Genomic DNA, 23,812 nt, shown 5'->3' with positions numbered 1-23,812 from the left:
CAGAATTTTTTATGTAATTATTGTCATCACCATAGACACCGGCTAATAGTGATGGGGCCTTTTCACCAAAGCACTCAAAAAGTATGTTTTGAAATCTTTCGAATGCTCTTACCGTTAGTGAGCACTCGGGTAGAACAATTAAATCTATATGCCTGACACGTTTTATCGCCGATATTATAACTGATATAAAACTCTGTGACTTTAGCTCCTGATCAGGCCTATATTCAAAGAAACCAAAATAATCATCCATTTCAAGATTGTTATTTTCATTTTTTGCCAAAAAGGCCTCGTGGCTTATGTCCATAGGCCATGGCAAGATCAAAACATTATAACTTTTTTTATTATAAACGTTTCGTTCTATGGCATTAGTAACCACTTTCGGCTTAACAGAAGGTTTAATTACTGTTAGGTGCTGTGTTAAATTATTAATTGTAAGTCCAGATTGCGGCACATTGGACTTTAATGTAACAAAACCAAACTGACCATGATTATCAGATAAATTCTCATACTCATTCATGAACAACTTTCTAATTAGAATATGACGATTTATGATATTAAAGTCAGTTTCATCACACAAATTAAGCTGTTCAAATGCTTCATCTACCGAAAGAAACAATACAAATAACGCGTGAGCGAATTCAGTTCTATCTAACAACTCATAAACACTCACATTATAGTTTTCATGAGCAAAAACAACTGAAATATATGATTTTAGCTCTGGCGCATTAAATAATGGTCTGTTATCAAGAAAGTCTATCTGGTGGGTTAATAACTCTAACCACTGTGATGCAAGCAACTCTACAGTACGGAGGTCATCTTTTTTCCATCTAAAGTGCTCTTGTGGAGATACGATTAAACGATACTTATCTGTATATTCTAAAATCGAGTATATTATTAAAAATACGTTTGGCGGCCAAGAAACTATTTTATTCAAATCCACTGATTGATGAAACACTGTCGGCTCATCATAAAAATTAATAGCTGTTGGAGCTAAAGTGGATACCCCAGGAAAATAGTTTTCTAAAAAATGACTTAATTTCATCCTGTTAACCTACATTTAATTTGATGATATTGTATCAATAAACCTTATCAGCTTCACTCCCCCAACCTCTCCGCTAACCCCGAATACCGCTCGGTCTTTTTCCGCACGGCCTGTGCCAGCAGGGAGCGATCGCCGTAGAGATCGAGCCGGGCCTTGGCGCGGGTGATGCCGGTGTAGACCAGCTCGCGGGTCAGGAGCGGGCTGGGGCTGTCGGGCAGCACCAGCACGGTATGGGCAAACTCCGACCCCTGGGATTTGTGGATGGTCATGGCGTAGACGGTCTCGTGGGGGGGCAACCGGCTGGGCAGCAAAGCCCGCAGGGTGCCGTCCGGCTGCTCGAACCACACCTTGAGGCGCCCGTTGTCATCGGGCAGGCAGAGCCCCATGTCGCCGTTGTAGAGGCCCACCCCGTGGTCGTTGCGCACCACCATCACCGGGCGGCCCGCATACCAGTCGCCGTCACGCTGGATCAGCCCTGCCTTGGCGAGGGCCAGTTCGAGGCGCTCGTTGAGCCCCGTCACCCCGAAGGGGCCGTCCCGCAGGGCGCAGAGGATCTGGAAGCCGTTGAACGCCTTGAACACCGCCGCCGGATCCTCGCCGGCCCGGGCCGCCTTGAGGTAGCTGCCGTAACCGACCACCCCCTCGGCAATCAAGGCGTTGTAAGCCTCCCCCGCCCAGGGGTGCAGGCGGATGTCGCCAAATCCTGCGCCCCAGACCGCCTCCACCGCCGCCCCGTCGCCGCTGTTGCAGGCCCGCGCCAACTGGCCGATGCCCGAATGCTGGTCAAAGCGCCAGCTCTTGGAGAGCAAACAGAGGCTGTCGCGCACACTGGCCCCTGCGGGCGTGCCTTGCAGGCGATACCCGGTCTGGCGGGAGAGCCAGTGTGCCTGCGCGGGGCTGATGCCCTGTTCGATAAAGCTGCAGATATCCCCGAGCACGGCCCCCGCCTCCACCGAGGCGAGCTGATCCTTGTCGCCGAGCAGGATGAGGCGGGCATGGCTCGGCAGCGCATCCAGCAGGCGCGCCATCATGGGCAGGTCCACCATGGAGGCCTCGTCCACCACCAGCAGGTCGAGGTGCAGCGGGTTGCCTCTGTGATGGCGGAACTGGCTGCGCCCGGGGATCACTCCGAGCAGCCGGTGCAGGGTGCCCGCCTCCGTGGGGATGGCCTCCACCCACTCGGGGGGCAAGTCCAGCGCCTGCAGGGCAGCGCCGATACTCTCGGTCAGACGCGCCGCCGCCTTGCCGGTGGGGGCCACCAGCCGGATAGCCGGGGCCTTGCCCCCTTGCAGGCCGGTCTCCACCAGGATGGCGAGGAGCTTGGCCACCGTGGTGGTCTTGCCGGTGCCGGGGCCGCCGGAGATGACCGCGAAGGGACGCGCCGCCGCCGTGGCCGCCGCCAGCTTCTGGCCGTTGCAGCAGAGCGCCTCGGGCACCAGGGTATCCAGCCGCTCCAGCTCGCTGGCCGCCTGGGCGCTTTTTAGCAGGGTCTCGACGGCAGGCCACTCCACCTCATGGGGGAAGACCAGATCCAGGTACTTCTCCACAAAGTGGCGGACGGAGAAATCCGGCGCGAGGCGGGCCTTGAGCAGGGCCCCGAATACCAGGCCGTAGTCGCGGGCAAAGAGGCGTGACAGGGCCGGGGCAATCTCCGGCCATTCGGCCCGTTCACTCAAGGCGCTAAGGTGGCGGGCCACCCCCAGCTCAAAGTCGTGGTAGCGGGTGAGGTAGAGGCGATCCCCCCAGAGCCGCAGGGGCCAGCGGGGGCTCTCTCCCTCCTCCTGTTCGCTCCCCACCAGGGGGCTGGCCGCAAAGAGGGCGGGCCAGCTCGCAGGATCCGCGAGATCCGCCAGCAGATCCCGGCTCTGATCCGGATCCAGCCCGAAGGGACGCGAGGATCCCTGCCCGTCACCGCCCTGAGCGAGCATCGCCAGCGGCAGGCAGACATGGCCGCGCCCCAGCTCATGGCAGGCGAGCGCGGCCCCCAGCACCAGCTCGGGGCTGCCGCCAAGGTCGGCCACCAGCCTGGCAAATTGCAGGTCAAGCTGGCGGATGCGCCCCGCCAGCGCCAAGGCTTTCAGCCGCTCTATCATGGTTTCGCCCTTCATCTCGCCCCTCATGCCTCTGCCTTGTTCGATTTCTCTAAACGATGATCGTCAGATGTCACACCTTTACTAAACAACTCGTCCAGCCCCAGCACCAGTTCCCGGCTGGGCCGGGCATGGAAAATGCCCCCCTGGGGCATGCCGCGCAGGAAGAGATAGAAGACCCCGCCAAAATGCCGGTCGAAATCGTAGCCCGGCAGCCGCAAGGCGAGCAGCCGATGCAGGGCCAGGGAATAGAGCTGGTATTGCAGATCGTAGCGATGCTCGCGCATGGCCCGCTCCAGGGCCGGGCGGCCGTAATCGGCGGGGCTCATGCCAAGGTGGTTCGATTTGTAGTCGAGCAGATACCAGCGCCCCTGCCACTCGAACACCAGGTCGATGAAGCCCTTGAGCATCCCCTGCACGGTGGCAAAACCAAGCGGCTTGCCGTCCCGCGACAGGGGGTCGTGCTGCTGGCAGAGTGCGGTCAGCGCCGGTGCCGTCACCCGCCCCATGGGCAGGAAGAACTCCAGCTCCACCTGTTTGCGCTCGGGGGCCAGATCCCGCAGCCGCACCGGATCCCCAAGGCCGGTCTCAAGGGGAGTATCCAGCACCGCCTCCACCTGCTGTTGCAGCACGGGGGCCCAGCCTTCGTCGAACCCCTCCTGGGTCAGCAGGGCGGCGATGTGCTGTGCCAGCGACTCGCCCTTCGCGTGCTCGAAGTCGATGGTCTCGAACAGGCTGTGGAGCAGGGTGCCGGGACGCGCCCCTTTCGGGAAGGTGAAGATGGAAGGGGCGGGCGCCTCCTCTTCCTGCACGGTGACGGCGGCCTCGGTGGCCACCTCGTCGTCGAAGCCGGGGTTGGCCAGCACCCCCTTGCCGTGGCCGTTGCCCTGGGCCGCGAGCCCGGAGTAGGAGCTGATCCACCAGTCCCGCTCAAGCTGCCCCTGGAACGCACGCACGGTGGGCTCCCCCGGCTTCTCCGCTTCGGCGGGCAGCGGGGCCGGGCGGGTGAGCGAGGGCTCACCGACAGCCACCCCCGGCAGGGCCTGGGCCAGGTCGGTGAGGGCGGTCGCCAGTGTCCCGGCGTCCCCTTCCTCCCCCTTTTGCAGCAGGTAGCCGATGGCGGTGCGGTGCAGGTCGGTCTTCTCCGACTTGCCCGCCCCGGAACGCACCGGCGCCAGCCCGAGCCAGGTGGCATAGACCCCCCGGGTCAGGGCCACGTAGAGCAGGCGCAAGTCTTCGGCGAGGCGCTCCTTGTCGGCCTCGGCCAGGGACTCTTCGGCGCCGGTGAGATCGAGCACGGTACGATTGCCCGCCTCCCCCGTTTCGTGGAACAGGGGGGTGTCGGCGGCGCGGTGGCTGCAAATGAACGGCAGGAAGACCAGCGGGTACTCCAGCCCCTTGGATTTGTGGATGGTGACGATCTGCACCAGCTTGCGCTCGGATTCCAGGCGAAGTATCTGCTCCCCGTCCTGGCCGTTGGGCTGGCTCACCGCCTCCCCGAGCCAGCGCAGCAGGGCGTACTCCCCGTCCAGCTCGCCGCTCGCCTGTTGCAGCAGCTCGCCGAGATGGAGGAAGTTGGTCAGCCGCCGCTCCCCGTAGGGGCTCGCCAGCAGGGAGGCGGCGAGGTTGCGCCCGTGCATCAGGGCCCGCAGCATGGCCAGCACCCCGTGGCGATGCCAGACCGCGCGGTATCCCATGAACTCCTGCACCGCGCTCTCCCAGGCCCGCTCGTCCGAGGCCAGCGCGTCCAGGGCCCTGGCATCGAGATCGAACAGGCCGGTGGCGAGCGCCGCCCTAAGGCTTCGCTCATCGCTCGGGTTCTGGCAGGCGTGCAGGATCAGCAGGATCTCCCGCGCCTCCACCTGGGCCAGCACGCTCTCGCGGTTCGACAGATAGACGGAGGCGATGGCAAGGCGTGCCAGCTCCTGCTGCACCAGCTTGCCCTCGGCGCCGGTGCGCACCAGCACGGCGATATCCCCGGCCCTGACCGGCTCGCTGCCGAGCATCGCCTTGCCCTCCCGGGCCAGCGTGAGCAGGCGATGGATCTCCGCCGCCGTGGCGCGGGCCATCCTGCTCTGGTACTCCCCCTTGTTGAAGGTGGGCTGACCGGTGAGCTGCCAGCAGTGCAGCACGGGGGCGGTCTGCCCCTCGATCAACAGTGCCCGGCTCTTGCCCTGCGCCTCCACCGGCAGGAAGGGGATGTCCGCCTCGTAGATGAAGGGATCCTTCGCCCGCTCGAACAGGCCGTTGACCGCCGCCACCAGGGCGCGGCTTGAGCGCCAGTTGCGCCCGAGGGTGTAGTGGGCGCTCACATTTCGCCGCGCCTGGATGTAGGTAAAGATGTCGGCGCCACGAAAGCCGTAGATGGCCTGCTTGGGGTCGCCGATCATCAGGAGCGCCGTGTCCTGGTGACCGCCGTAAAGGCGATGGAAGATGCGGTACTGCTGGGGGTCGGTATCCTGGAATTCATCGATCATGGCGACCCGGTAGGTGGCGCGGATGCGCTCGCACAGCCGCTCCCCCAGGCCCGAGCCGAGCGCCCCGTCGAGATCCCGCAGCAGATCGTCGAAGGAGAGCTGATGGGCCTGGCGCTTGCTCTCCTGCATTCGGCTGCGCACCACCCTGGCCGCCCGCTGCAAGACGAGATCCCGGATGCCGGGTCGGCTCGCCAGCAGGGCGTCTATCTCGCCAAAGAGCGGCAGGGTGGGCACCGCTCCCCCCTTCTTGAGGTTCTCCTCCAGCGCCTGCTGGCCGAAGCGCTCCAGCTCCTTGGGCAGGACGTAGCCGCTGGTCTCGTTCTGCGCCCAGTCGCCAATCTTGGCAAGCCAGCCCTCATAGTTCTTGCCGGTGTAACGGCTGATCTGCCCCTCGGTCTGGCGGCGGATCTCGTCCGTCTGCGCCAGCCACCCGGCTTTCACCGCCCCGATGCGGGCCATGGCGACACTGTGCCGCGCCGCCAGGGTCTCGTCCCCCGCCACCGGGCGGATCTCCAGCTCGTCGTTGTCGAGCCAGCTCCCCATCTCCCGCAGCAGGGCGGCGGGGCTCGGCCAGAGCCTTCGCACCGCCCGGGCCAGGGGCTGATCCACCGGATAGAACTCGGCGCGCCAGTAGTCACTCACCGCCTGCAGCCGGAGCCGGCTGTCGTCGGTCAAAAATTCGGTTTCAAAGAGGGCGCCCGACTCGAAGGCGTTCTGCCTGAGCATCCGCTGGCAGAAGCCGTGGATGGTGAAGACCGCCGCCTCGTCCATCTGCCGCTCGGCGGCCAGCAGGCGACGGGCCGCCAGGTCGTGATCCTCCACCTCCGCCAGCAGTTGGGCCAGCAGGGTATCCGTGCTGTGGCCGCGCATAAAGGCGAGGCGCGCCTCGTGGATGCGGGCGCGGATCCGCCCCCTCAGTTCGGCGGTGGCCGCCTCGGTAAAGGTCACCACCAGGATCTCTGTCACCGACAGGGGCCGCTCGTGGGCACAGGGCTGACCGGCGTCTCCCCCCTCCTCGCCTGCTTGTTCGATAACCGGGCCGTGGCCCAGCAAGAGGCGCAGATAGAGGCCCGCGATGGTATAGGTCTTGCCGGTCCCGGCGGAGGCCTCGATCAGCCGCTCGCCATAGAGGGGAAAACGCAGGGGATTGAGCGGGTTAGCCATTATTGCAACTCCTCCAGCGCCTGATGGAGCGGGGTCAGGTGTTCACGGGCCAGCCCCTGCAACTGGGCCAGCACCTCGTCATCGAGTTCCGGGAAGCAGCGGGCGACATAGACGTCCTGCCCCTCTCCCGTCACCATGTAGCCGCCGTTGAAGCGGGCAAGCGCCGCTTTGTCGGCCTCCTCCGGCTTTGCCGGATCCTTCTCGATCGCCTTGAGCCACTCCCAGGCGGTGCTCGGGAAGAAGGGCAGCGGCCGCTTCATCCCCTGGGTCCAGAGGGCCACCAGGGCCGCCAACCTGGGCCGCGCCTCGTCCGCCGCAAGCCTCGGCAGCCGCAGACTCTGTTTGGCATCGAACAGCAGGGTGTCGCCGGGGGCGCTGCTCAATGAGAGGCAAAGGTGCTGGATCCAGGCCAGCAGCAGATCCTTGCCGTTGAAGCTGCCGGGTTTGACCACCAGCGCTCGTCCCTTCTGGGTGTCTATCCAGCCCTGAAGCTGCCCCTGGGCCAGGGCGATGTCGATCTCCACCGCCTGTTTGTCCCCCGTCCAGGGACGCAGCCGCGCCGCCAGCTTGCCCATCTCGCCGTCGATCTCCTCCAGCAGCAGGCTGCCGAACCACCCTTGCGGCAGCAGGCCGGAGAGTTGCAGCCGGTGGCGACGGGCCTCGCTCTCCCCTTCGGTCAGATGGGCATCCAGCAGCAGCGCCTTGAGCTGATAATGCTGCAGGCCGTCCAGCTCGAAGGGCTCGCTGTCTTCGATGGTCGCCTCCTCCAGCTCGAACCACACCTTGAGGCGGCGGTTGAGGAAGTACCTGGCGGGCTGGCGATAGAAGCGCAGCAGCTCCGCCAGCTCCAGCCCCTGCTCCCTGCCCCACTCCGCGGGCAGGGGCAGATCGCCGCTCTGGAAGTTGGCGGCACCCCGCACCGGGCTCAGTGCAGGCAGCCAGTCGGCGGCATAGGTGAAGAGACCGGAGCCGGGTTCGGGGTAAAAGTAGGCCGGGCTGTAGGGGGTGAGGGGGTGCGCCACGATCAGGTGTTCGAGCAGCCGCCGGCCCGAGGTGTCGTCGTCGAGATCTTCATCCCCCGCCAGCACGAAGCCCTGGCGCACGTAGTCGATGAGCTCTGCCAGCAGCACGGAGGGCACCTTCTCGCTGTTGTCCTGGGCGCTGAACCCCTGATAGCTGATGTAGAGCCCCTGCTGGGCACTGAGGAGCGCCTCGAGGAAGAGGTAGCGGTCGTCATCCCGGCGGGATCGGTCCCCGCGCCGCGAGGCCACCGCCATCAGATCGAAGCCCATGGGGGGCAGGGTGCGCGGGTAGACGCCGTCGTTCATGCCGAGCAGGCAGACCTGGCGGAAGGGGATGGAGCGCATCGGCATCAGGGTGCAAAAGTTGACCTGACCGGCGAGGAAGCGCTGGCTGGAGCGGGACTCCCCCAGCACGCTGCCGAGGTAGTCCTGCAACAGGTCGGCACTGATGGCCTGCTCGAAGCGGGCCTCGCCGAGCTGGGCCTGCCAGTCGATGAGCTGGCTGCGAATGAGCTGGAGCTGGCGCTCTTCATCCTCGTCGGCGAGATAGAAGCGCTCCAGCAGCGCCAGCAGGCAGGCGTGCCATTCGGCCAGCGGCTGCGCCTGTTGCAGCCGGGGCAGAAACTCCGCCAGGGAGTCGACGAACCAGGCGAGCTTGCCGAGGATCAGCCCCTGCTGACCCTCGATGTCCGCATAGGGCAGGATCCCCGCCACCGGCTCCCCGTCCCCCATGGCAAAACCCAGCAGCATGCGCCTCAGGCCGAACAGCCAGCTGTTGCCGGACAGACGCGGCAGCGCGAAGCGCTCGGGATAGTCGTCATCCAGCCCCCAGCGGATGCCGGTCTCCTGCACCCAGCGCCGCAGCACGTTGAACTCGTCGTCGTCCAGCTCGAAGCGGCGCAGCACGGCGGGCACCTCCAGGATGGCGAGCAGCTCCCCCGCCCCGAAGCGGGCGTTCGGCAGCCTGAGCAGGGCGAGGAAACTTTGCAGCAACGGGCTCTCCTGGCTCGCCGCCCGATCGGAGATCGCAAAGGGGATCTGGCCGCGGGCCCCGCCCCGCCCCTTGCCGCCCTCCTTGCCAAAGACGGCCTGGATGTAGGGGCCGTAGCTGTTGACGTCCGGCATCATCACCACCACGTCTTTGGGGGTGAGGGTGGGATCCTGCTCGAACAGGGCCAGCAGCCGGTCATGCAGCACCTCGAGCTCCCGCATGGGGCCGTGGCAGGCGTGGATCTGCAAAGTGCCGTCATCCAGGCTGACAGGGCTCTTGTGGTAGCTGGCATCGAGACTGAACTCGCCAGCCCCCCGCTCCGCCAGCTCCAGCACGTCTTTCTGGATGGCCCGCAGCAAGGTGACCTTGCCCTCATCGTCGCGATCCTCGATGTCGACGAAGGCCTCGATCTGCGGCACCTCCAGCTCCATCAGCTGGTGCAGGTAGTCGCGCCCCAGCTTGCCCATGGAGGCGAGCAAGGGGTTGGCGGGGCCCTGCAGGGTCTCGAGATCCGTGCCGGGCTTGAGCTTGTTTTCGAGGCGCGCCAGGGTCTTGCGATCGAGCAAGTCCCCCCAGTAGTAGCGGCAGGGGTTGGTCACAAAGAGGTGCACCTCCACCTCGGGGCGGCTGCCGAGGGCCAGCAGGGCCTCCACATAGCGGGGCGGCAGGGCCGAGATGCCGAACACGAAGACCCGTTGCGGCAGCCTGCCCGGCAGATCCCGGGTGCGCTCCAGCTCGTGGATGAAAGCCTCGTAGAGGTTGGCGCGGTGGTAGCCGCTGGGGCTGAGGGCCAGGGTGCGGGCCACCAGCTCGCGCCAGAGCTCGGGCTGCCAATCCTGACCGCTCACTCCGGCCAGCTCCTGGCTCAATCCTTCCCCCTCTTCCCAGCGGGCGATCCAGTCCGGCCGGTAGACCAGATACTGGTCGAACAGATCCGCCACCTTCTGGCAGAGCTGCCAGAGCCGCACCTGCTCCGGCGCCGCCCCGTCACTGCCCCCCAGATAGGCCGCGAGGGGCGCAAAGGCGGGTCTGCCGAGCAGGGTGGGCAGAATGGTCATCAGGTGCCAGCTCATGGCCCCCTTGTTGTAGGGGCTCTGGCGCGGCACGTCCGCCAGCACCCGGGTGAACATCTCCCAGATGAAACTCGCGGGCAGGGGAAAGTCGATGTTGGCGGCGATGCCGAACGCCTTGGCCAACTCCAGCTTGAGCCACTGGGCCATGCCGGGACTCTGTACCAGGATCTGCTCCCGATCGAAGGGGTGGGAGAGCGGAGCCTGCCGGATGCGGCTCACCAGCAGCTCCTTGAGCAGATCCAGCTGATTGGAGTGGTAGAGGGTAAACATGGACGACTCCCGCCAATTTCATGAAGAGGGGGTGCGCGGGGGGACACTCTCTGGCATTCCCGTCACGGCACGCGAATCGGGATTGTCGGGGATCGGGGGATAAGATGCAAAAGGCACTTGTGGCGTCCGGACTGCGCGCCGTCACACAGATGGCATCCCCGGGAAGCGGGCACAAAAAAGCCGGTGCAGGGCACCGGCCAAAAGGCGTTGGAAAACTTGAAACGTCAGGGTATTACCAGTGCTTGCCGAGGCGGGCATCCAGGCTGAAAGCCCCTGCACCGGCCGCCGCCAGGGCCAGGAAACCACCGGCCACGGAGACGTTCTTCATGAACATCAGCATCTGCATCTGCTCGGCAGGCTGATAGTGGAAGATGAAGGCGGCCATCAGGGTGAAACCGGCCAGCAGCACGGAGAGGCTGCGGGTAAACAGGCCCAGCATGATGGCAAGACCGCCACCCAGCTCCAGCAGGATCACCAGGGGCAGCATGAACCCGGGCACGCCCATGGCTTCCATGTAACCCTGGGTACCGGCGTAACCGCCGATCTTGCTCCAGCCAGCCATCACGAACATCAGCGCCAGCAGTACACGACCCACCAGCAGTGCCACATCTTTCATCTTGTCCATCGTCATATTCCTTTGCTTACCATCATGGTATTTACAGTGTAAAAGCTAATTGTTAACTCATTCATTTCGCCAAGATTTTTCTATCAAGGCAGGTCAAACAGCAGGGCTTCACTCCCCCTAGAGGCGGTGAGCACCCAGCTCGACTCGTCGCGGCTGAGCAGCCCGTCGCCGGGTCGGGCAGCCAGACCGTTGCCGGTCAGCTCCCCTGAAATCATGTGCAGGTAACCATGACGCCCTTGCAATGCCCACTCGAGGGTCTCCCCTTCGGCAAGCTGCAGACGCCACACTCTGGCCTGCTGGCGGATCCTGAAGGATCCCGCCTCGCCGTCCGGTGACGCCACCAGCGTCATCCCGGGCTTGTTTTCAATCTTCTTCTGCTGATAACCCGGGGTCGTGCCGTGTTCATTCGGCTCGATCCAGATTTGCAGCAGGGAGAGCGGCTCGGTCTGCGAGGGGTTGTACTCGCTGTGCCGGATACCGGACCCTGCGCTCATCAGCTGGAAATCCCCCGCCGGGATCTGCTCGGCGTGGCCGAGGCTGTCCTTGTGCTCTATGGTGCCTTGCAGCACGCAGGTGAGGATCTCCATGTTGGCGTGAGGGTGGGTCGCGAAACCGCCACCCGGCGCCACCCGATCCTGATTGATGACCCGCAGGGCAGAGTGTCCCATCCATTCCGGGTCATAGTAGTGACCGAAGGAGAAGCTGTGACGGGCATCCAGCCAGCCAAAGTTGGCCTTGCCCCGTGCTTCTGCGGCTCTCAATTTCATCATGGTGTGCTCCTCACTGACCAAGTTGGTTCATTAACGCTGGCGACCGTCACCCAGACCGAAGGGGATACGGTAGCTGCTGCTTTCGTTGCCCAGGCTCACCGTCAGCTTGCCCTGGGTGCGGCTCGGGATGGCGACCTGCTGGGTGCCCATCAGGTTGGCGTGGACGGAAGCCAGCAGATCACCGGACTCGTCGCGTACCTCCAGCATGGGGTTGGCCTTGCCGTCCATCGCGGCGGTGGAGCTCCAGTTGACGAACAGCACGCCCGGGGCGGCATTGAAGTCAGCGGGAACGGAAGCCTGGGCGGCACCTGCGGTCATCAGGCCTGCAACGGCCAGCATCTTGATTACGTTTTTCATGTTCATTCACTCTCTTGGGTTTTATGTCATTGCCAAGGCCCCTTGGGCCCGAATCAATGCATCCATGCAAGAGATCATTCAAATACTATGTTGTTCTTTTGCTGACATCAGACATCGTGTTTGGGGATGTCTCAGCCCGGAACTACCTTTTATTTGGCTGTCAGGCGTTCCTGCCTAAGCGTTGATTGAATATTAAAGTGACTTCCCCTAAGTTGTTAGCGAGATAATCTGGTAAACACATTCAAAAAAATTGAAGGTTGGATATGGCCAAGGAATCGAACAAGGAGCGGGCGCTGACCCTGGAAGCCATCCGGGTGCTGGACGCCATCGACCGCCGTGGCAGCTTCGCGGCGGCGGCCGACGAGCTGGGCAAGGTGCCTTCGGCGCTGAGCTACACGGTACAAAAGCTGGAAGACGAGCTGGACGCCATGCTGTTCGACCGCAGCGGCCACAGGACCAAGTTCACCCCGGCGGGCCGCATGCTGCTGGAGCGGGGCCGGGTGCTGCTGGAGGCGGCCGAACACCTGGTGGGGGAGACCAGGGCCCTCTCCCGTGGCTGGGAGACCGACATCACCATCGCCGTCGATGCCTTGATGCCGGTACAGGCTCTCTACCCCCTGGTGGATCGGCTGGCCGAACAGACCGATACCCGGCTGAGGTTTCGCGCCGAGGTGCTGGCGGGCAGTTGGGAGTGCCTGGAAGATGGCCGCGCCGACCTGCTCATCTCCTCTCTCAATGCCGATATCGCCATGACCGGCATCAAGCACCAGGTGCTCAGGGAGGAGGTGATGCTCTACGTCGCCCACCCCGATCACCCCCTGCATCAGGAACCCGAGCCCCTGGCGGACGAGACCCTGCGCCGCTATCGCGCCATCGCGGTAGCCGACACGGCGCTGCGCAAGCCGGTGCTCACCTACCGCCTGCTCGACAAGCAGCCGCGCCTGACCGTCAGCACCATGGGGGAGAAGCGGGACGCCCTGCTGGCGGGGCTCGGCATCGGCACCATGCCGCAACGCTGGATTGAAGAGGACATCAAGGCGGGCAGACTCAAGGTGATCAGTCCCGAATATCGCCACCAGATCCAGGTCGTGCTGGCCTGGCGGCGAGACACCATGGGCAAGGCCAAGAGCTGGCTGGTGCGGGAGATCCCCAAGCTGTTTGCCGGTCAGGGGGAATAAAGGACTGCCTTCCGGGGTCGATGGCGCAGGAAGTACCAAAACTGCGCCCCATTCTTGACGACGGGCTCAGATTCGGAGAAAAGAAAAAAAGCGGACCTCTTGCGAGTTCCGCTCAATGCCAGGAAAGAATAAAACCTTGCGGTTAAAAAAACCCTTAAATTGGAAGCAAACAATCGTTTTCTCAACCAGGAAGGTATTGAATCCGATTCGTGTTGAATTATGTGCGATGTAATATGCATCACCAGCAAAATGTTGAAAGGTTGAAGGATATGCACCACCGAGTGTCACTTTCTGCCACCTTGCACCACAACTGGTCAGGCCATTTCCGCCATTATCACCGGGTTACCCTCCTCTGGTTTTTCTAGGTGTCAAAATTTGAGCCCGATACAGACAAACCACTCAATTTCTGACACGACTAAAAATGCAGATAAAGGAATAGTTGCATGACCTACAGCCAGACACTGGCCAATCACATCCTCGACACCCTGAAGAAAACCCTGACCGACAAGGGGATCCGCTATCAGACCCTGGCAGAAGCCATGGGAGTTTCCATCGCCACCGTGAAGCGCATGATGAACAAGCCCTCCCTGCCGTTCGACACCCTGCTGGAGATCTGCCATCTGGTGGGACTCTCCTTCGAAGAGCTGCTGGACCGGACCCAGGATGCCCAGAGCCGCCGGGCCGTCTTTACCCAGGAGCAGGATGAGGCGTTTCACAAGGAGCCGGGGCTCTATGCCTTTCTCGCCAACATCTTCTGGCGCGACAAGACCCTTATCGATCTCAAGCGGGAGTACGGCCTGACCGATGCCTCCTGCTACCTCTATCTGCGCAAGCTGGAGAAACTCGGCATCCTGCAGCTTGGCATCGACAACAGCTACCACTTCCTCATCAGCGAGCGCATCAGCTTCGAGCAGCACAGCCGCTTCGCCCGCCAGCAGGCGCGCCAGGCCATGTCGGTGCTGGGGGACTATCTGGTGGAGAACATGCACAGGCCCAACAACTACATGGCGCTGTGCCAGCTCCATCTGGGAGAGAGCGAGGCCATGGCGCTGATCGATCGCATGAAGGAGTACTGGCATCAGGAGCTCAAGCTCAACCGCCCCGCCATCGGCCAGCGGGAGGGCAGCAAGACCTACACCATGTCGCTGCAACTGGCGGACTGCGGCTACCAGAGCTTCGACGATCTGATCCCCAACATCGACAACTGATCCCGGTGGATCCTGCGGGATCCTCCATGTCAGCGCGCCAGAACGCCGCTACTCTGCCAGTTGCACCTGCCGCGCGCCGGTGGCGAGCGGTTGCAGTGCCCGGGTATCCAGGCAGATGCGGATGGCGTCCGGTCGCCAGTGCTCGATGTCGCAATCCACCAGCTTCCCCTCCTCGTCATGATTGACCCGCACCAACCGCAGCACGGCGCTCCCCTGGGCCAGGTTGAGGGCGCGGGCTATCTCTCCCCGGGCCGCCGAGGGGGTGATCTCGAGGCTCGCCCAGCCCTGGCCTATGCCATAGCGCTGCCGGTAAAGCTCGGTGAGGGAGCTGGCCAGGGGAGCGCTGGCGATGCCGGGGAAGCGGCTCGCCAGCAGGTGATGGCTGACGTGCAGCACCGGGCGACCGTCGATCAGCCGCTGGCGGCGGATCTCGTAGAGCGGCGTAAAGGGTTCCAGACCCATCCAGCGGCACAACTCGCTGCTGGCAAGCTGGTTGCCATGGGCCAGCACCCGGGTCTCGGCGGTGCGCTGCTGCTCGCCAATCCACTGGTGAAAGTGGGTGTGGATGGCGGGATCGTAGGTGAGGCGGGGCGGCGCCACGAACCAGCCGCGCCGCTCGGCCCGGTAGATGAGGCCGTCCGCCTCGAGGCTGGAGAGCGCCTCCTTGATGGTGATGCGGGTGGTGGCGAATCGCTCGCTCAGGGCCCGTTCGGCGGGCAGCTGCTGCCCCGCCGCCAGGTGTCCGCTGCCGATATAGCGGCGCAGGGTCCGGCAAATCTGTTCGCACTTGGAGGGTATGCGGCCATCAGTCATCCCCTGTTCACTCAATCGCTCTGTCACTGTCACATCCCTGTCGGTCATTCGGGTTTGCACACCACTGGAGTAGACCAGAGGTTGTCGACCCCGAGTTGTAACCGCCCCTGATGACAGCACCATGACAGGGCGATTGTCACGAAACTGCCATCAAAGCGCCCCGCCACCGTCATATTTCCCCTCTAGCATCCCTCTCGAACCTTAACTGACCTAGTCCAGAGGGATGGGATGATGAAAAGCGTGATCGCAAGTGCACTGGCCCTGGTGGCCATCAGTCAACCGCTGTTTGCCGCCGAGAACATCGCGGATCTCGAAAAAGCCGCCCGCGGCGAAGGCCAGCTCCAGAGCGTCGGCATGCCGGACAGCTGGGCCAACTGGAAGGATACCTGGCAGCAGCTCGGCAGCATCTACGGCATCAAGCATCAGGATACCGACATGAGCTCCGCCCAGGAGATCGCCAAGTTCGCCGCCGAGAAGGCCAACGCCACCGCCGACATCGGCGACGTGGGCGGCGCCTTCGGCCCGGTCGCGGTCAAGCAGGGGGTCACCCAGCCCTACAAGCCCTCCACCTGGGCCGACATTCCGAACTGGGCCAAGGATGCGGACGGCCACTGGATGCTGGCCTATACCGGCACCATCGCCTTCCTGATCAACAAGGATCTGGTCAAGGCCGCCCCCACCAGCTGGCAATCCCTGCTGGGTGGCGACTACAAGGTGACCCTGGGTGACGTGGGCGTCGCCTCCCAGGCCAACAACGGCGTGCTGGCGGCGGCCTATGCCACCGGCGGCAGCGAGAAGAATCTGAAACCCGCCCTGGATCTGTTCGGCAAGCTGGCCAAGCAGGGCCGTCTGTCGCTGAACGACCCGACCATCGCCAACATCGAGAAAGGCGAAGTGGAAGTGGGGGTGCTGTGGGACTTCAACGCCCTCAACTACCGCGACCAGATCGACCCCAAGAAGTTTGATGTGGTGATCCCGAGCGACGGCTCCGTCATCGCCGGCTACACCACCATCATCAACAAGTGGGCCAAGAACCCCAACGCCGCCAAGCTGGCGCGGGAATACATCCTCTCCGATGCCGGTCAAATCAACCTGGCCCGTGGCTACGCCCGCCCCATTCGCAGCAACGTGACCCTGCCGGATGACGTCAAGGCCAAGCTGCTGCCGGCCGAGCAGTATGCCAACGCCAAGCCGGTGCAGGATCACGCCGCCTGGGAGCAGAGCTCCAAGGCCCTGCCGCGCCAGTGGCAGGAAACCGTCATGATCAACATGCAGTAAGGAGTGGCCAGTGCAACACAAGGTGATAGTGGTACTTGTGGATGGCCTGGCAGCAGAGGTAGCCCATTGCATGGGCTACCTCTGTGGCATGGTGGAGGCAGAGCGCGGCCTGCATACGACCCTGAGTGCCACCCTGCCCTCCCTCTCCCGCCCTCTCTACGAGTGCATCCTGACCGGCCTGCCGCCGGTGGCGAGCGGCATCACCCACAACGGGGTGACGCGCCTGAGCCAACACGACTCCATCTTCCATCTGGCCCGGGCCGCGGGTAAACGCACCGCAGCGGCGGCCTACCACTGGGTGAGCGAGCTCTACAACCAGAGCCCCTGGCTGGCGGCCCGCGATCGCTTCACTCACGATGAGCAACTGCCCATCCAGCACGGCTGCTTCTACTGGGATGACGGCTACCCCGACAGCCACCTGCTGATGGACGGCGAGTGGTTGCGCAGCCAGTACGACCCCGATTTTCTGCTGATCCACCCCATGGGAGTGGACGATGCGGGCCACCAGTTTGGCCTCGATTCCCGCCAGTACCGCAATCAGGCGCGCCGCATGGACAGCCTGCTGGCCGACCTGCTGCCCCAGTGGCTGGCAGAGGGGTATCAGGTGGTGATCACCTCGGATCACGGCATGAACAACGATCTCAGCCATGGCGGCACCCTGGCCGAGGAGCGCACCGTGCCGCTCTGGCTCTTTGGCGATGCCTTCGTCGAGCGCTGGCCGGATGGGGTGGCGATCGCCCAGACCCAGCTCTGCGCCCTGATGGCGGATCTGCTGGGAGTTCCCCACGACAAGCCGGCAGCCCCCCCGCTGCTCAAGGCGGCCTTTATGCGCGAGGTGCACTGATGATGCCTGCCACCACCGAGATCCTCGCGGATCAACAGGTGAAGCCACGCCGGGTGCGCCGCCACTGGCTGCCGGCCCTGGTGCTGCTGCCCTTTGTCCTCTTGATGATCCTGTTCCAGCTCGCCCCCATGGTGTGGGTGCTGGTGGGCAGCGTCCAGACCCCCGATGGCTGGGGTCTCGACCACTACCGGGAGATTTTGAGCTCCCCCTTCTATCTGCAATCCTTCGGCAACTCGCTGCGCATCGCCGGCATCGCCAGCCTGGCGGGGCTCGCCATCGGCACCCTAGGGGCGGCGGCGCTGCGCCACAGCGGCGAGCGGGTCAAGCGGGTGCTGCTGGCCTTCGTCACCATGACGGGCAACTTCAGCGGCGTGCCGCTGGCGTTCGCCTTCATCATCGTGCTCGGCATCAACGGCGCGGTGACCCTGCTACTCAAATCCTGGGGCCTCATCGACGGCTTCAACCTCTACTCGGGCAGCGGCCTTATCCTGATTTACACCTACTTCCAGATCCCCCTCGCCCTGCTGCTGCTCTACCCGGCGTTCGACGCCCTGCAGGATGAGTGGCCCCAGGCCGCCGCCCTGCTGGGTGCGAGCAGGGGGCAGTATGTGTGGCACGTGGCCCTGCCGGTGCTGACGCCCGCCTTGCTCGGCACCCTGATCATCCTGTTTGCCAACGCGGTGGGGGCCTATGCCTCCGCCTACGCCCTCACCACCGGCAACTTCAATCTGGTGACCATCCGGGTGGCCAGTCTGGTCTCCGGTGACATCTTCCTCGAGCCGAATCTCGCGGCGGCGCTGGCGGTGATCCTGATGGTGCTGCTGGGGGTGGTGACAGCCGCCAACCAGTGGCTGCTGAAAAAGAGCTATGTGAACAAGGGGCAATCCCATGCATGATTTGACGCCGCGCTGGCCCAGATGGGTGCTGGGGGCGCAGGTCGCCACCCTGCTGCTACCGCTGCTGGCCACCTTTCTCTACTCCATCTCCACTCGCTGGGGGGCGACCCTGCTGCCGGATGGCTTCACCCTCGACTGGTATCTCAAGCTCTGGGGCGACCCGCGCTTTCTGGCGGCCTTTGGCCGCAGCCTCCTGGTCTGCTTCGCCACCCTGTTGCTGGGCACCCTGGTGCTGGTGCCGACCGTGCTGGTGGTGGCCTACTACTTCCCCAGGCTGGATCCCTGGATGAACCTCTTGATCCTGCTCCCTTTTGCGGTGCCACCCGTGGTCTCCTCGGTGGGCTTGCTGCAGATCTACGCCGACGGCGTCCTGCCCATTATCGGCACGCCGTGGATCCTGATCGGGACCTGGTTCACCGTGGTGCTCCCCTTCATGTACCGGGCGCTGGCCAACAGCCTGCAAGGGGTGCCGCTGAAGGATCTGATGGATGCCGCCCACCTGCTGGGGGCGAGCAGTGCCCGCGCCTTCCTGCTGGTGGTGATCCCCTGCCTGCGCAAGGGGCTGCTGGCGGCGCTGTTTCTCTCCCTCTCCTTCCTGCTCGGGGAGTTCGTGTTTGCCAACATGCTGGTGGGCACCCGTTACGAGACCCTGCAGGTCTACCTCTACAACATGCGTGCCACCTCGGGCCACTTCACCAGCGCACTGGTGATGAGCTACTTCCTGCTGACCCTGCTGCTCACCTGGGCGGCCAACAGATTTCATCGGTGAATCAACATGTTCCATCTAGAAGTGAATCAACTGCACAAATCCTACGGCGACACCAAGGTGTTCGAGGGAATTGAATTCGGCATCCGCAAGGGGGAGCTGGTGACCCTGCTCGGCCCCTCCGGCTGCGGCAAATCCACCCTGCTGCGGGCGCTGGCCGGGCTCACCCCGGTGGATGGCGGTCAGGTGCGGGTAGCCGGTGAGGACATCACCTGGCAGGAGCCCCAGAAGCGGGGCATCGGCATGGTGTTCCAGAGCTATGCGCTCTTCCCCAACATGACGGTGTGGGACAACGTCGCCTTCGGCCTCAAGATGAAGCCCCAGCCGGGGCGGGATCTCGCCGCCAGCGTACAGGAGGCGCTAGAGCTGGTGGAGCTGACCGGCTTCGAGCGCCGCTATCCAGCCGAACTCTCCGGCGGCCAGCGCCAGCGAGTGGCGCTGGCCCGCGCCCTGGTGGTGCAACCCCGGATCCTCTTGCTGGATGAGCCGCTCTCGGCGCTGGATGCCCGCATCCGCCGCAGCTTGCGCCAGCAAATTCGCGAGATCCAGCAGCGCCTCGAGCTCACCACCCTCTTCGTGACCCACGATCAGGAGGAGGCGCTGACCCTGTCGGATCGGATCTTCCTGATGAACAAGGGGTCCATCGTCCAGAGCGGCACACCGGAGCAGATCTACACCCGCCCCGCCAGCGAGTTCGTGGCGGGCTTTATCGGCAACTACAACCTGCTGGGTGGCGAGCAGGCCAAATCCCTGTTCGGCCCGCGCTTTCGCGGCAAGCTGGCGCTGCGGCCGGAGTCCATCACCCTGCTGCCCGCAGGGGCGGTCAGCCACGAGCCCAGCCTGCCCGGCATCGTTCGCCAGCAGCAGCTGCTCGGCAACGTCATCCGCTATCAGGTGGAGTGCGAGGCGGGGCTGTTGACGGTGGATTGCCTCAACCGCCGTGCCGGCGATCTGCTGCCGGTAGGCAGCGCCGTGACCCTGGTGGTGGCCCGGGATCAACTCTGTGAGGTAGCATAACGCCATGAATCCCATTCATTTTTCAGCCAGTACCCCGATGCTGGCAGCCAACCCGAGGAGCAGCCATGGCCCTGGCACTGTTTGATCTGGACGAGACCCTGATAGCGGGGGATTCCGCCAGCCTCTGGCTGGAGTACATGGTGGCCCAGGAGCTGGCCCCGGCGGGCATGGTGGCCGAGGAGCAGGCCATGATGTCCCTCTACCATCAGGGCAAGATGGACATGCACCAGTACATGGCCTTCACCCTGCAACCGCTGGCAGGCAGGACGCGCCAGTGGCTCGACTCCCTCTGCACCCGCTTTGCCGAACAGGTGCTGCGGGAGCGTCTCTACCCCGAGGGGCTGGCCCGCATCGAGTGGCACCGCCAGCGTGGCGACGAGCTGGTGCTCATCTCCGCCTCCGGCGAGCATCTGGTGGCCCCCATGGCGCAGATGCTGGGGATGGATCACTGCGTGGCCATCCTGCTCGACGAGGAAGCCGGCATGCTGACCGGCCAGACCCGCGGCACCCTGAGTTTTCGCGAAGGCAAGGTGGCCCGCATCAACCAACTCTTTGCCGGAAAGGAACACCTCTGGCAGGAGAGCTTCGGCTACAGCGATTCCCACAACGATCTGCCCATGCTGCAGGCGGTGAGCCATCCTCATGCGGTCAATCCGGCCCCCGCCCTGCGCCAGTGCGCCGAGGAGCTGGGCTGGCCCCTCTGGACCTGGCAGTTGCACCCTTGATCCGCGCAATGAAGAAGAGGCCCTCAGGCCTCTTCTTTGCTCAACATGCCATCCCCTGAGGGCGAGTCGTCCCGGGGAGCCAGGGGATCCACCATGTAGATGCGATTCTTGCCGTCACCCTTGGCGCGATAGACCTCGGCATCGACCATGGTCAGCAGGCTCCTGGCCCCAAGCCCGGGGGCACTCGCCACCAGGCCGCCGCTGAAGGTGATCCCAAGACCGGGTTCACGCCAGTGCAGGGAGGCCACCCCAATCCTGTACTGCTCCAGCAGCATCTGGCAGAAGTGGATATCGGGATTGGCAAACAGCACCACCAGCTCTTCCCCGCCATAGCGGCATACCCAGCCATGATCCCCCAGCAGCTTGGCGCCAAAGCTGGCCACCCGCTTGAGCACCACGTCCCCGGTCTGGTGACCATAGGTGTCATTGATCCGCTTGAAACCGTCCAGATCGATCATGGCCAGGCAGAAGCGGTCCTGATCGAGCAGCAGCCGATTCAACCGCTCGTCGAAAAAGCGCCGGTTGTAAAGGCCGGTCAGCTTGTCGAGGTTCGCCTGCTGGCGCACCTCGTGATAATCCTTGCTCACCTCCGCCAGCTCGGCATAGACGTGCCTGAGCTCGCGCATCCCCCCCTGGTGCACCTCGTCAGGCTGGGTCCGGCTGGCCCGGATCACGGTGGAGATCTCGTCCAGCATCCGCCTGAAATAACGGGACCAGATCAGTGCCAGCACCATGTAGAGCACGCTGGCCAGCACGATGATCCCGAGCACGTTGAGGGAAGCGCTCGCCACCACCGCCTGGATGCTGGAGGCGGGCAACACGCTGATCAGCACCCAGTTGTGGTCCGGCAGGCGGCTGTAGGCCACGAACTGGCGAGACGCCTGATCCAGGAAGATGCCGTCCTCCCCGCTGAAGCGGGAGAGCCAGGTCGGGTGGGTCATGGGCTTGAGCAGTTGTGAGGGATCGGGGTGGGCCAGCACCTTGCCCGACTGGTTGACGATCATCTGGTAACCGCTGTTCCACTGCCGGTTCAGCTGGGCGGAGAAGGGGGCCAGGATGGCATCCACCGCGAAGACCCCCCGCACCTTGCCCTCCTTGTCGGTGATGGCCCGCGCCAGGGCAATCACCAGCGTGCCGTTGGTGTAGTCGTAGTAGGGTTCGGTCCAGACCATCTTGCCCACATGCTGGCTGGCCAGCTGATACCAGGGGCGCACCCTGGGATCGAAGTCCGCATCCGCCTGCCATTCGGGGTAGATCAGCATCTGGCGCTCGGCGGTGCCCACATAGATGTAGATGAGATCCGCCATCACCCCCTTGTAGAGGCGCCACTCCCTGAGATAGGAGTCGGTGTTGCGCAGACGGGGGCCGCTGATGTCCTCCACCTTGACCTGGTCGTAGATGAGGGAGAACTGACGCTCCATCTCGTTCAGGTAGGGCTCGATGAAGACGTGGCGCAACTGGTGATTGGTGGCGAGCAGGCGCTGTTGCAGCTCTCGCTGCAGGCTGCGCTCCATGTGCAGGTAGTAGATGGCGCCCAGCATCAGGACGGGAATGAAGAGCAGAAGCAGGCCCAGGCGCATCCGTGCCACCAGGGACCAGGTCTTTTTGGAGACTGCTCGCTTATCCAACCCTGACTCCATGCTATCCCCTGACATCGTGTAGTGTCAGAATATCAGCCCCACCTGATGGCGTCCAAAGGGAAGCGCATCATGTGGCCAACGAGAAGGAACTGGCCTGGATGTTGAAACCGGAACTGCTGACTGCCCTCCATTACTGCGCCGTGATCACCCTGACCGGTGCCATCACCTCGGAGTATTTCCTGTTCCGGCGCGGCATGTCCATCGAGCAGGTGCGCAAGCTGCTGCTGGCTGACAGCCTGGCCGCCCTGGCCCTGCTGCTCATCTTCATCACGGGCGTGCTGCTGGTGGTCGCCCATCCCCAGCCACCGGCCATCCTGTTTGCCAATCCGGGTTACCGCACCAAGCTGCTGATGTTCTTCGCCATGGCCATCAGCTTTGGCTACCCCTGCCGGCTGTTCCACCACTGGCGCCGATCCTTGCGCCAGGGACGGGCTCCCCTTGTCTCCACCCAGCAGCAGTTCTGGGTGATCTGGATCCTTAGGGGCAACCTGCTGCTGCTCGCCCTGCTGCCCCTGCTCGCCAAGCTGGCCAGCCGCTGATCCTGCCCTCGCCCGGCAACAAATGGCTGACGACAAACGCCCCTTCTCGCAGGTATCGTAATGGCGGGGCCCGAGTGCCGCCGAGACTCTTTCTCAGGGATGATTCCGTATGCGTTCAAACATGATGTTATTGATGGCCGCCGCCATCTGGGGGCTGGGCTTCGTCGCCCAGCGTCTGGGGATGGATCACATGGGGCCCTTCACCTTCAACGGCCTGCGCTTCCTGCTGGGCGCCCTCTCCCTGCTGCCGCTCTTGTGGTGGCTCAAGTCACGCCAGCCGCCCCAGCCTGCCGGTGATCACCGCCTGCTGCTGACCGGGGGCCTCATCGCCGGCACCGTGCTCTTCTCCGCCGCCTCCCTGCAACAGGTGGGGCTGCTCTACACCACGGCCGCCAAGGCGGGCTTCATCACCGGCCTCTACATCATTCTGGTCCCCGTCATCGGCCTGGCCCTGCGCCACAAGACCGGGGCCAACACCTGGGTAGGCGCCCTCATCGCCATGGCCGGGCTCTACTACCTCAGCGTCACCGAGGAGTTCACCATCGGCTACGGCGATCTGCTGCAAGTGATCGGGGCCCTGTTCTGGGCCGTGCACCTGCTGGTGCTGGATCACTACTCGAACCGGGTCGCCCCCATTCGTCTTGCCGGGGTGCAGTTCGTGGTGTGCGGCCTGCTCAGCCTGGCCACGGCCTTCGTCATCGAGACCCCGACGGCGAGTGGTGCCGTGGCGGGCTGGCAGGCGCTGCTCTACGCCGGTCTGGTCTCGGTCGGCATCGGCTATACCCTGCAGGTGGTGGGGCAGCGCGGTGCCCATCCGGCCCACGCCGCCATCATCCTCAGCCTGGAGACGGTGTTCGCCGCCATCGGCGGTGTCCTGCTGCTGGGGGAACATCTGGACGAACGGGCCGTGGTCGGCTGCGCCCTGATGCTGGCGGGGATGCTCATCTCCCAGATCCGCCTGCGCTGGTGGTGGAAGTCCCGCCGCAACAAGGTGCCCAGCCAGTCCTGATATCTGCTGTAGTCATTG

Annotated in this window: 19 protein-coding genes; 10 read left to right on the top strand and 9 right to left on the bottom strand. The window is 63.7% G+C overall.

Features of this window, described 5'->3' with window-relative positions:
• The 7 genes from MUW49_RS20785 to MUW49_RS20755 all read right to left on the bottom strand — a co-directional run.
• Nucleotides 1–1,042: hypothetical protein (locus MUW49_RS20785; protein WP_244813161.1), on the bottom strand; the 1,042-nt coding region annotated here is incomplete at its 3' end.
• A gap of 53 nt (nucleotides 1,043–1,095) precedes the next feature.
• The gene (gene recD / locus MUW49_RS20780; protein ID WP_244813159.1) at nucleotides 1,096–3,150 is read right to left on the bottom strand and encodes an exodeoxyribonuclease V subunit alpha; all 2,055 of its coding nucleotides are present in this window, start codon (nucleotides 3,148–3,150) and stop codon (nucleotides 1,096–1,098) included.
• An 8-nt stretch (nucleotides 3,151–3,158) separates the two neighbouring features.
• Complete coding sequence (recB, locus tag MUW49_RS20775; protein WP_244813157.1) at nucleotides 3,159–6,773, bottom strand: exodeoxyribonuclease V subunit beta; 3,615 nt, start codon at nucleotides 6,771–6,773, stop codon at nucleotides 3,159–3,161.
• Entirely contained in the window at nucleotides 6,773–10,129 is a 3,357-nt protein-coding gene (recC, locus tag MUW49_RS20770; protein ID WP_244813155.1) for an exodeoxyribonuclease V subunit gamma, read from the bottom strand. The genes recB and recC overlap by 1 nt, the downstream gene beginning before the upstream one ends.
• Before the next feature lie 232 nt (nucleotides 10,130–10,361).
• The gene (locus MUW49_RS20765; RefSeq protein WP_223924645.1) at nucleotides 10,362–10,754 is read right to left on the bottom strand and encodes a DoxX family protein; all 393 of its coding nucleotides are present in this window, start codon (nucleotides 10,752–10,754) and stop codon (nucleotides 10,362–10,364) included.
• 83 nt (nucleotides 10,755–10,837) lie between these two features.
• Nucleotides 10,838–11,524 (bottom strand): pirin family protein, encoded by a 687-nt coding sequence (locus tag MUW49_RS20760; RefSeq protein ID WP_010675910.1) that lies wholly within the window; start codon nucleotides 11,522–11,524, stop codon nucleotides 10,838–10,840.
• 30 nt (nucleotides 11,525–11,554) lie between these two features.
• A complete protein-coding gene (locus MUW49_RS20755) occupies nucleotides 11,555–11,887 on the bottom strand; it encodes a hypothetical protein (RefSeq protein ID WP_244813153.1) in 333 nt (110 codons plus the stop codon).
• Nucleotides 11,888–12,144: 257 nt separating this feature from the next.
• Here MUW49_RS20755 and MUW49_RS20750 point away from each other — a divergent pair, with 257 nt between their 5' ends.
• Complete coding sequence (locus tag MUW49_RS20750; protein WP_010675912.1) at nucleotides 12,145–13,059, top strand: LysR family transcriptional regulator; 915 nt, start codon at nucleotides 12,145–12,147, stop codon at nucleotides 13,057–13,059.
• A gap of 443 nt (nucleotides 13,060–13,502) precedes the next feature.
• The gene (locus MUW49_RS20745; RefSeq protein WP_010675913.1) at nucleotides 13,503–14,267 is read left to right on the top strand and encodes a helix-turn-helix transcriptional regulator; all 765 of its coding nucleotides are present in this window, start codon (nucleotides 13,503–13,505) and stop codon (nucleotides 14,265–14,267) included.
• 48 nt (nucleotides 14,268–14,315) lie between these two features.
• Here the strand turns inward: MUW49_RS20745 and MUW49_RS20740 are convergent, their stop codons facing one another.
• Entirely contained in the window at nucleotides 14,316–15,128 is an 813-nt protein-coding gene (locus MUW49_RS20740; protein ID WP_042016482.1) for a UTRA domain-containing protein, read from the bottom strand.
• Between the two features lie 183 nt (nucleotides 15,129–15,311).
• Here MUW49_RS20740 and MUW49_RS20735 point away from each other — a divergent pair, with 183 nt between their 5' ends.
• The 6 genes from MUW49_RS20735 to MUW49_RS20710 all read left to right on the top strand — a co-directional run bounded on the left by MUW49_RS20735 (nucleotide 15,312) and on the right by MUW49_RS20710 (nucleotide 20,606).
• Nucleotides 15,312–16,358: an ABC transporter substrate-binding protein gene (locus tag MUW49_RS20735; protein ID WP_010675915.1), complete on the top strand. Its 1,047-nt coding sequence runs from the start codon at nucleotides 15,312–15,314 to the stop codon at nucleotides 16,356–16,358.
• Between the two features lie 10 nt (nucleotides 16,359–16,368).
• Nucleotides 16,369–17,202 (top strand): alkaline phosphatase family protein, encoded by an 834-nt coding sequence (locus MUW49_RS20730; protein WP_244813151.1) that lies wholly within the window; start codon nucleotides 16,369–16,371, stop codon nucleotides 17,200–17,202.
• Complete coding sequence (locus MUW49_RS20725) at nucleotides 17,202–18,098, top strand: ABC transporter permease subunit (protein WP_201927691.1); 897 nt, start codon at nucleotides 17,202–17,204, stop codon at nucleotides 18,096–18,098. The genes MUW49_RS20730 and MUW49_RS20725 overlap by 1 nt, the downstream gene beginning before the upstream one ends.
• The gene (locus MUW49_RS20720) at nucleotides 18,091–18,867 is read left to right on the top strand and encodes an ABC transporter permease subunit (protein ID WP_244813150.1); all 777 of its coding nucleotides are present in this window, start codon (nucleotides 18,091–18,093) and stop codon (nucleotides 18,865–18,867) included. Before MUW49_RS20725 ends, MUW49_RS20720 begins: the two co-directional genes overlap by 8 nt.
• 6 nt (nucleotides 18,868–18,873) lie before the next feature.
• Nucleotides 18,874–19,881, top strand: coding sequence for an ABC transporter ATP-binding protein (locus MUW49_RS20715; protein WP_244813148.1), 1,008 nt, complete (start codon nucleotides 18,874–18,876; stop codon nucleotides 19,879–19,881).
• Between the two features lie 65 nt (nucleotides 19,882–19,946).
• The gene (locus tag MUW49_RS20710) at nucleotides 19,947–20,606 is read left to right on the top strand and encodes an HAD family hydrolase (RefSeq protein WP_010675920.1); all 660 of its coding nucleotides are present in this window, start codon (nucleotides 19,947–19,949) and stop codon (nucleotides 20,604–20,606) included.
• A 23-nt stretch (nucleotides 20,607–20,629) separates the two neighbouring features.
• Here the strand turns inward: MUW49_RS20710 and MUW49_RS20705 are convergent, their stop codons facing one another.
• Nucleotides 20,630–22,234 (bottom strand): sensor domain-containing diguanylate cyclase, encoded by a 1,605-nt coding sequence (locus MUW49_RS20705; RefSeq protein WP_010675921.1) that lies wholly within the window; start codon nucleotides 22,232–22,234, stop codon nucleotides 20,630–20,632.
• A 110-nt stretch (nucleotides 22,235–22,344) separates the two neighbouring features.
• Between MUW49_RS20705 and MUW49_RS20700 the strand changes: the two genes are divergently transcribed.
• Complete coding sequence (locus MUW49_RS20700; protein ID WP_244813146.1) at nucleotides 22,345–22,785, top strand: DUF2214 family protein; 441 nt, start codon at nucleotides 22,345–22,347, stop codon at nucleotides 22,783–22,785.
• A 109-nt stretch (nucleotides 22,786–22,894) separates the two neighbouring features.
• Nucleotides 22,895–23,794, top strand: coding sequence for a DMT family transporter (locus tag MUW49_RS20695; protein ID WP_041214059.1), 900 nt, complete (start codon nucleotides 22,895–22,897; stop codon nucleotides 23,792–23,794).
• Nucleotides 23,795–23,812: the final 18 nt, after the last annotated feature.

Source organism: Aeromonas sp. LsrichE-8G, from assembly GCF_022869435.1.
Taxonomy (GTDB): domain Bacteria; phylum Pseudomonadota; class Gammaproteobacteria; order Enterobacterales; family Aeromonadaceae; genus Aeromonas; species Aeromonas caviae.
This window is presented reverse-complemented; position numbering and strand designations above follow the sequence as displayed.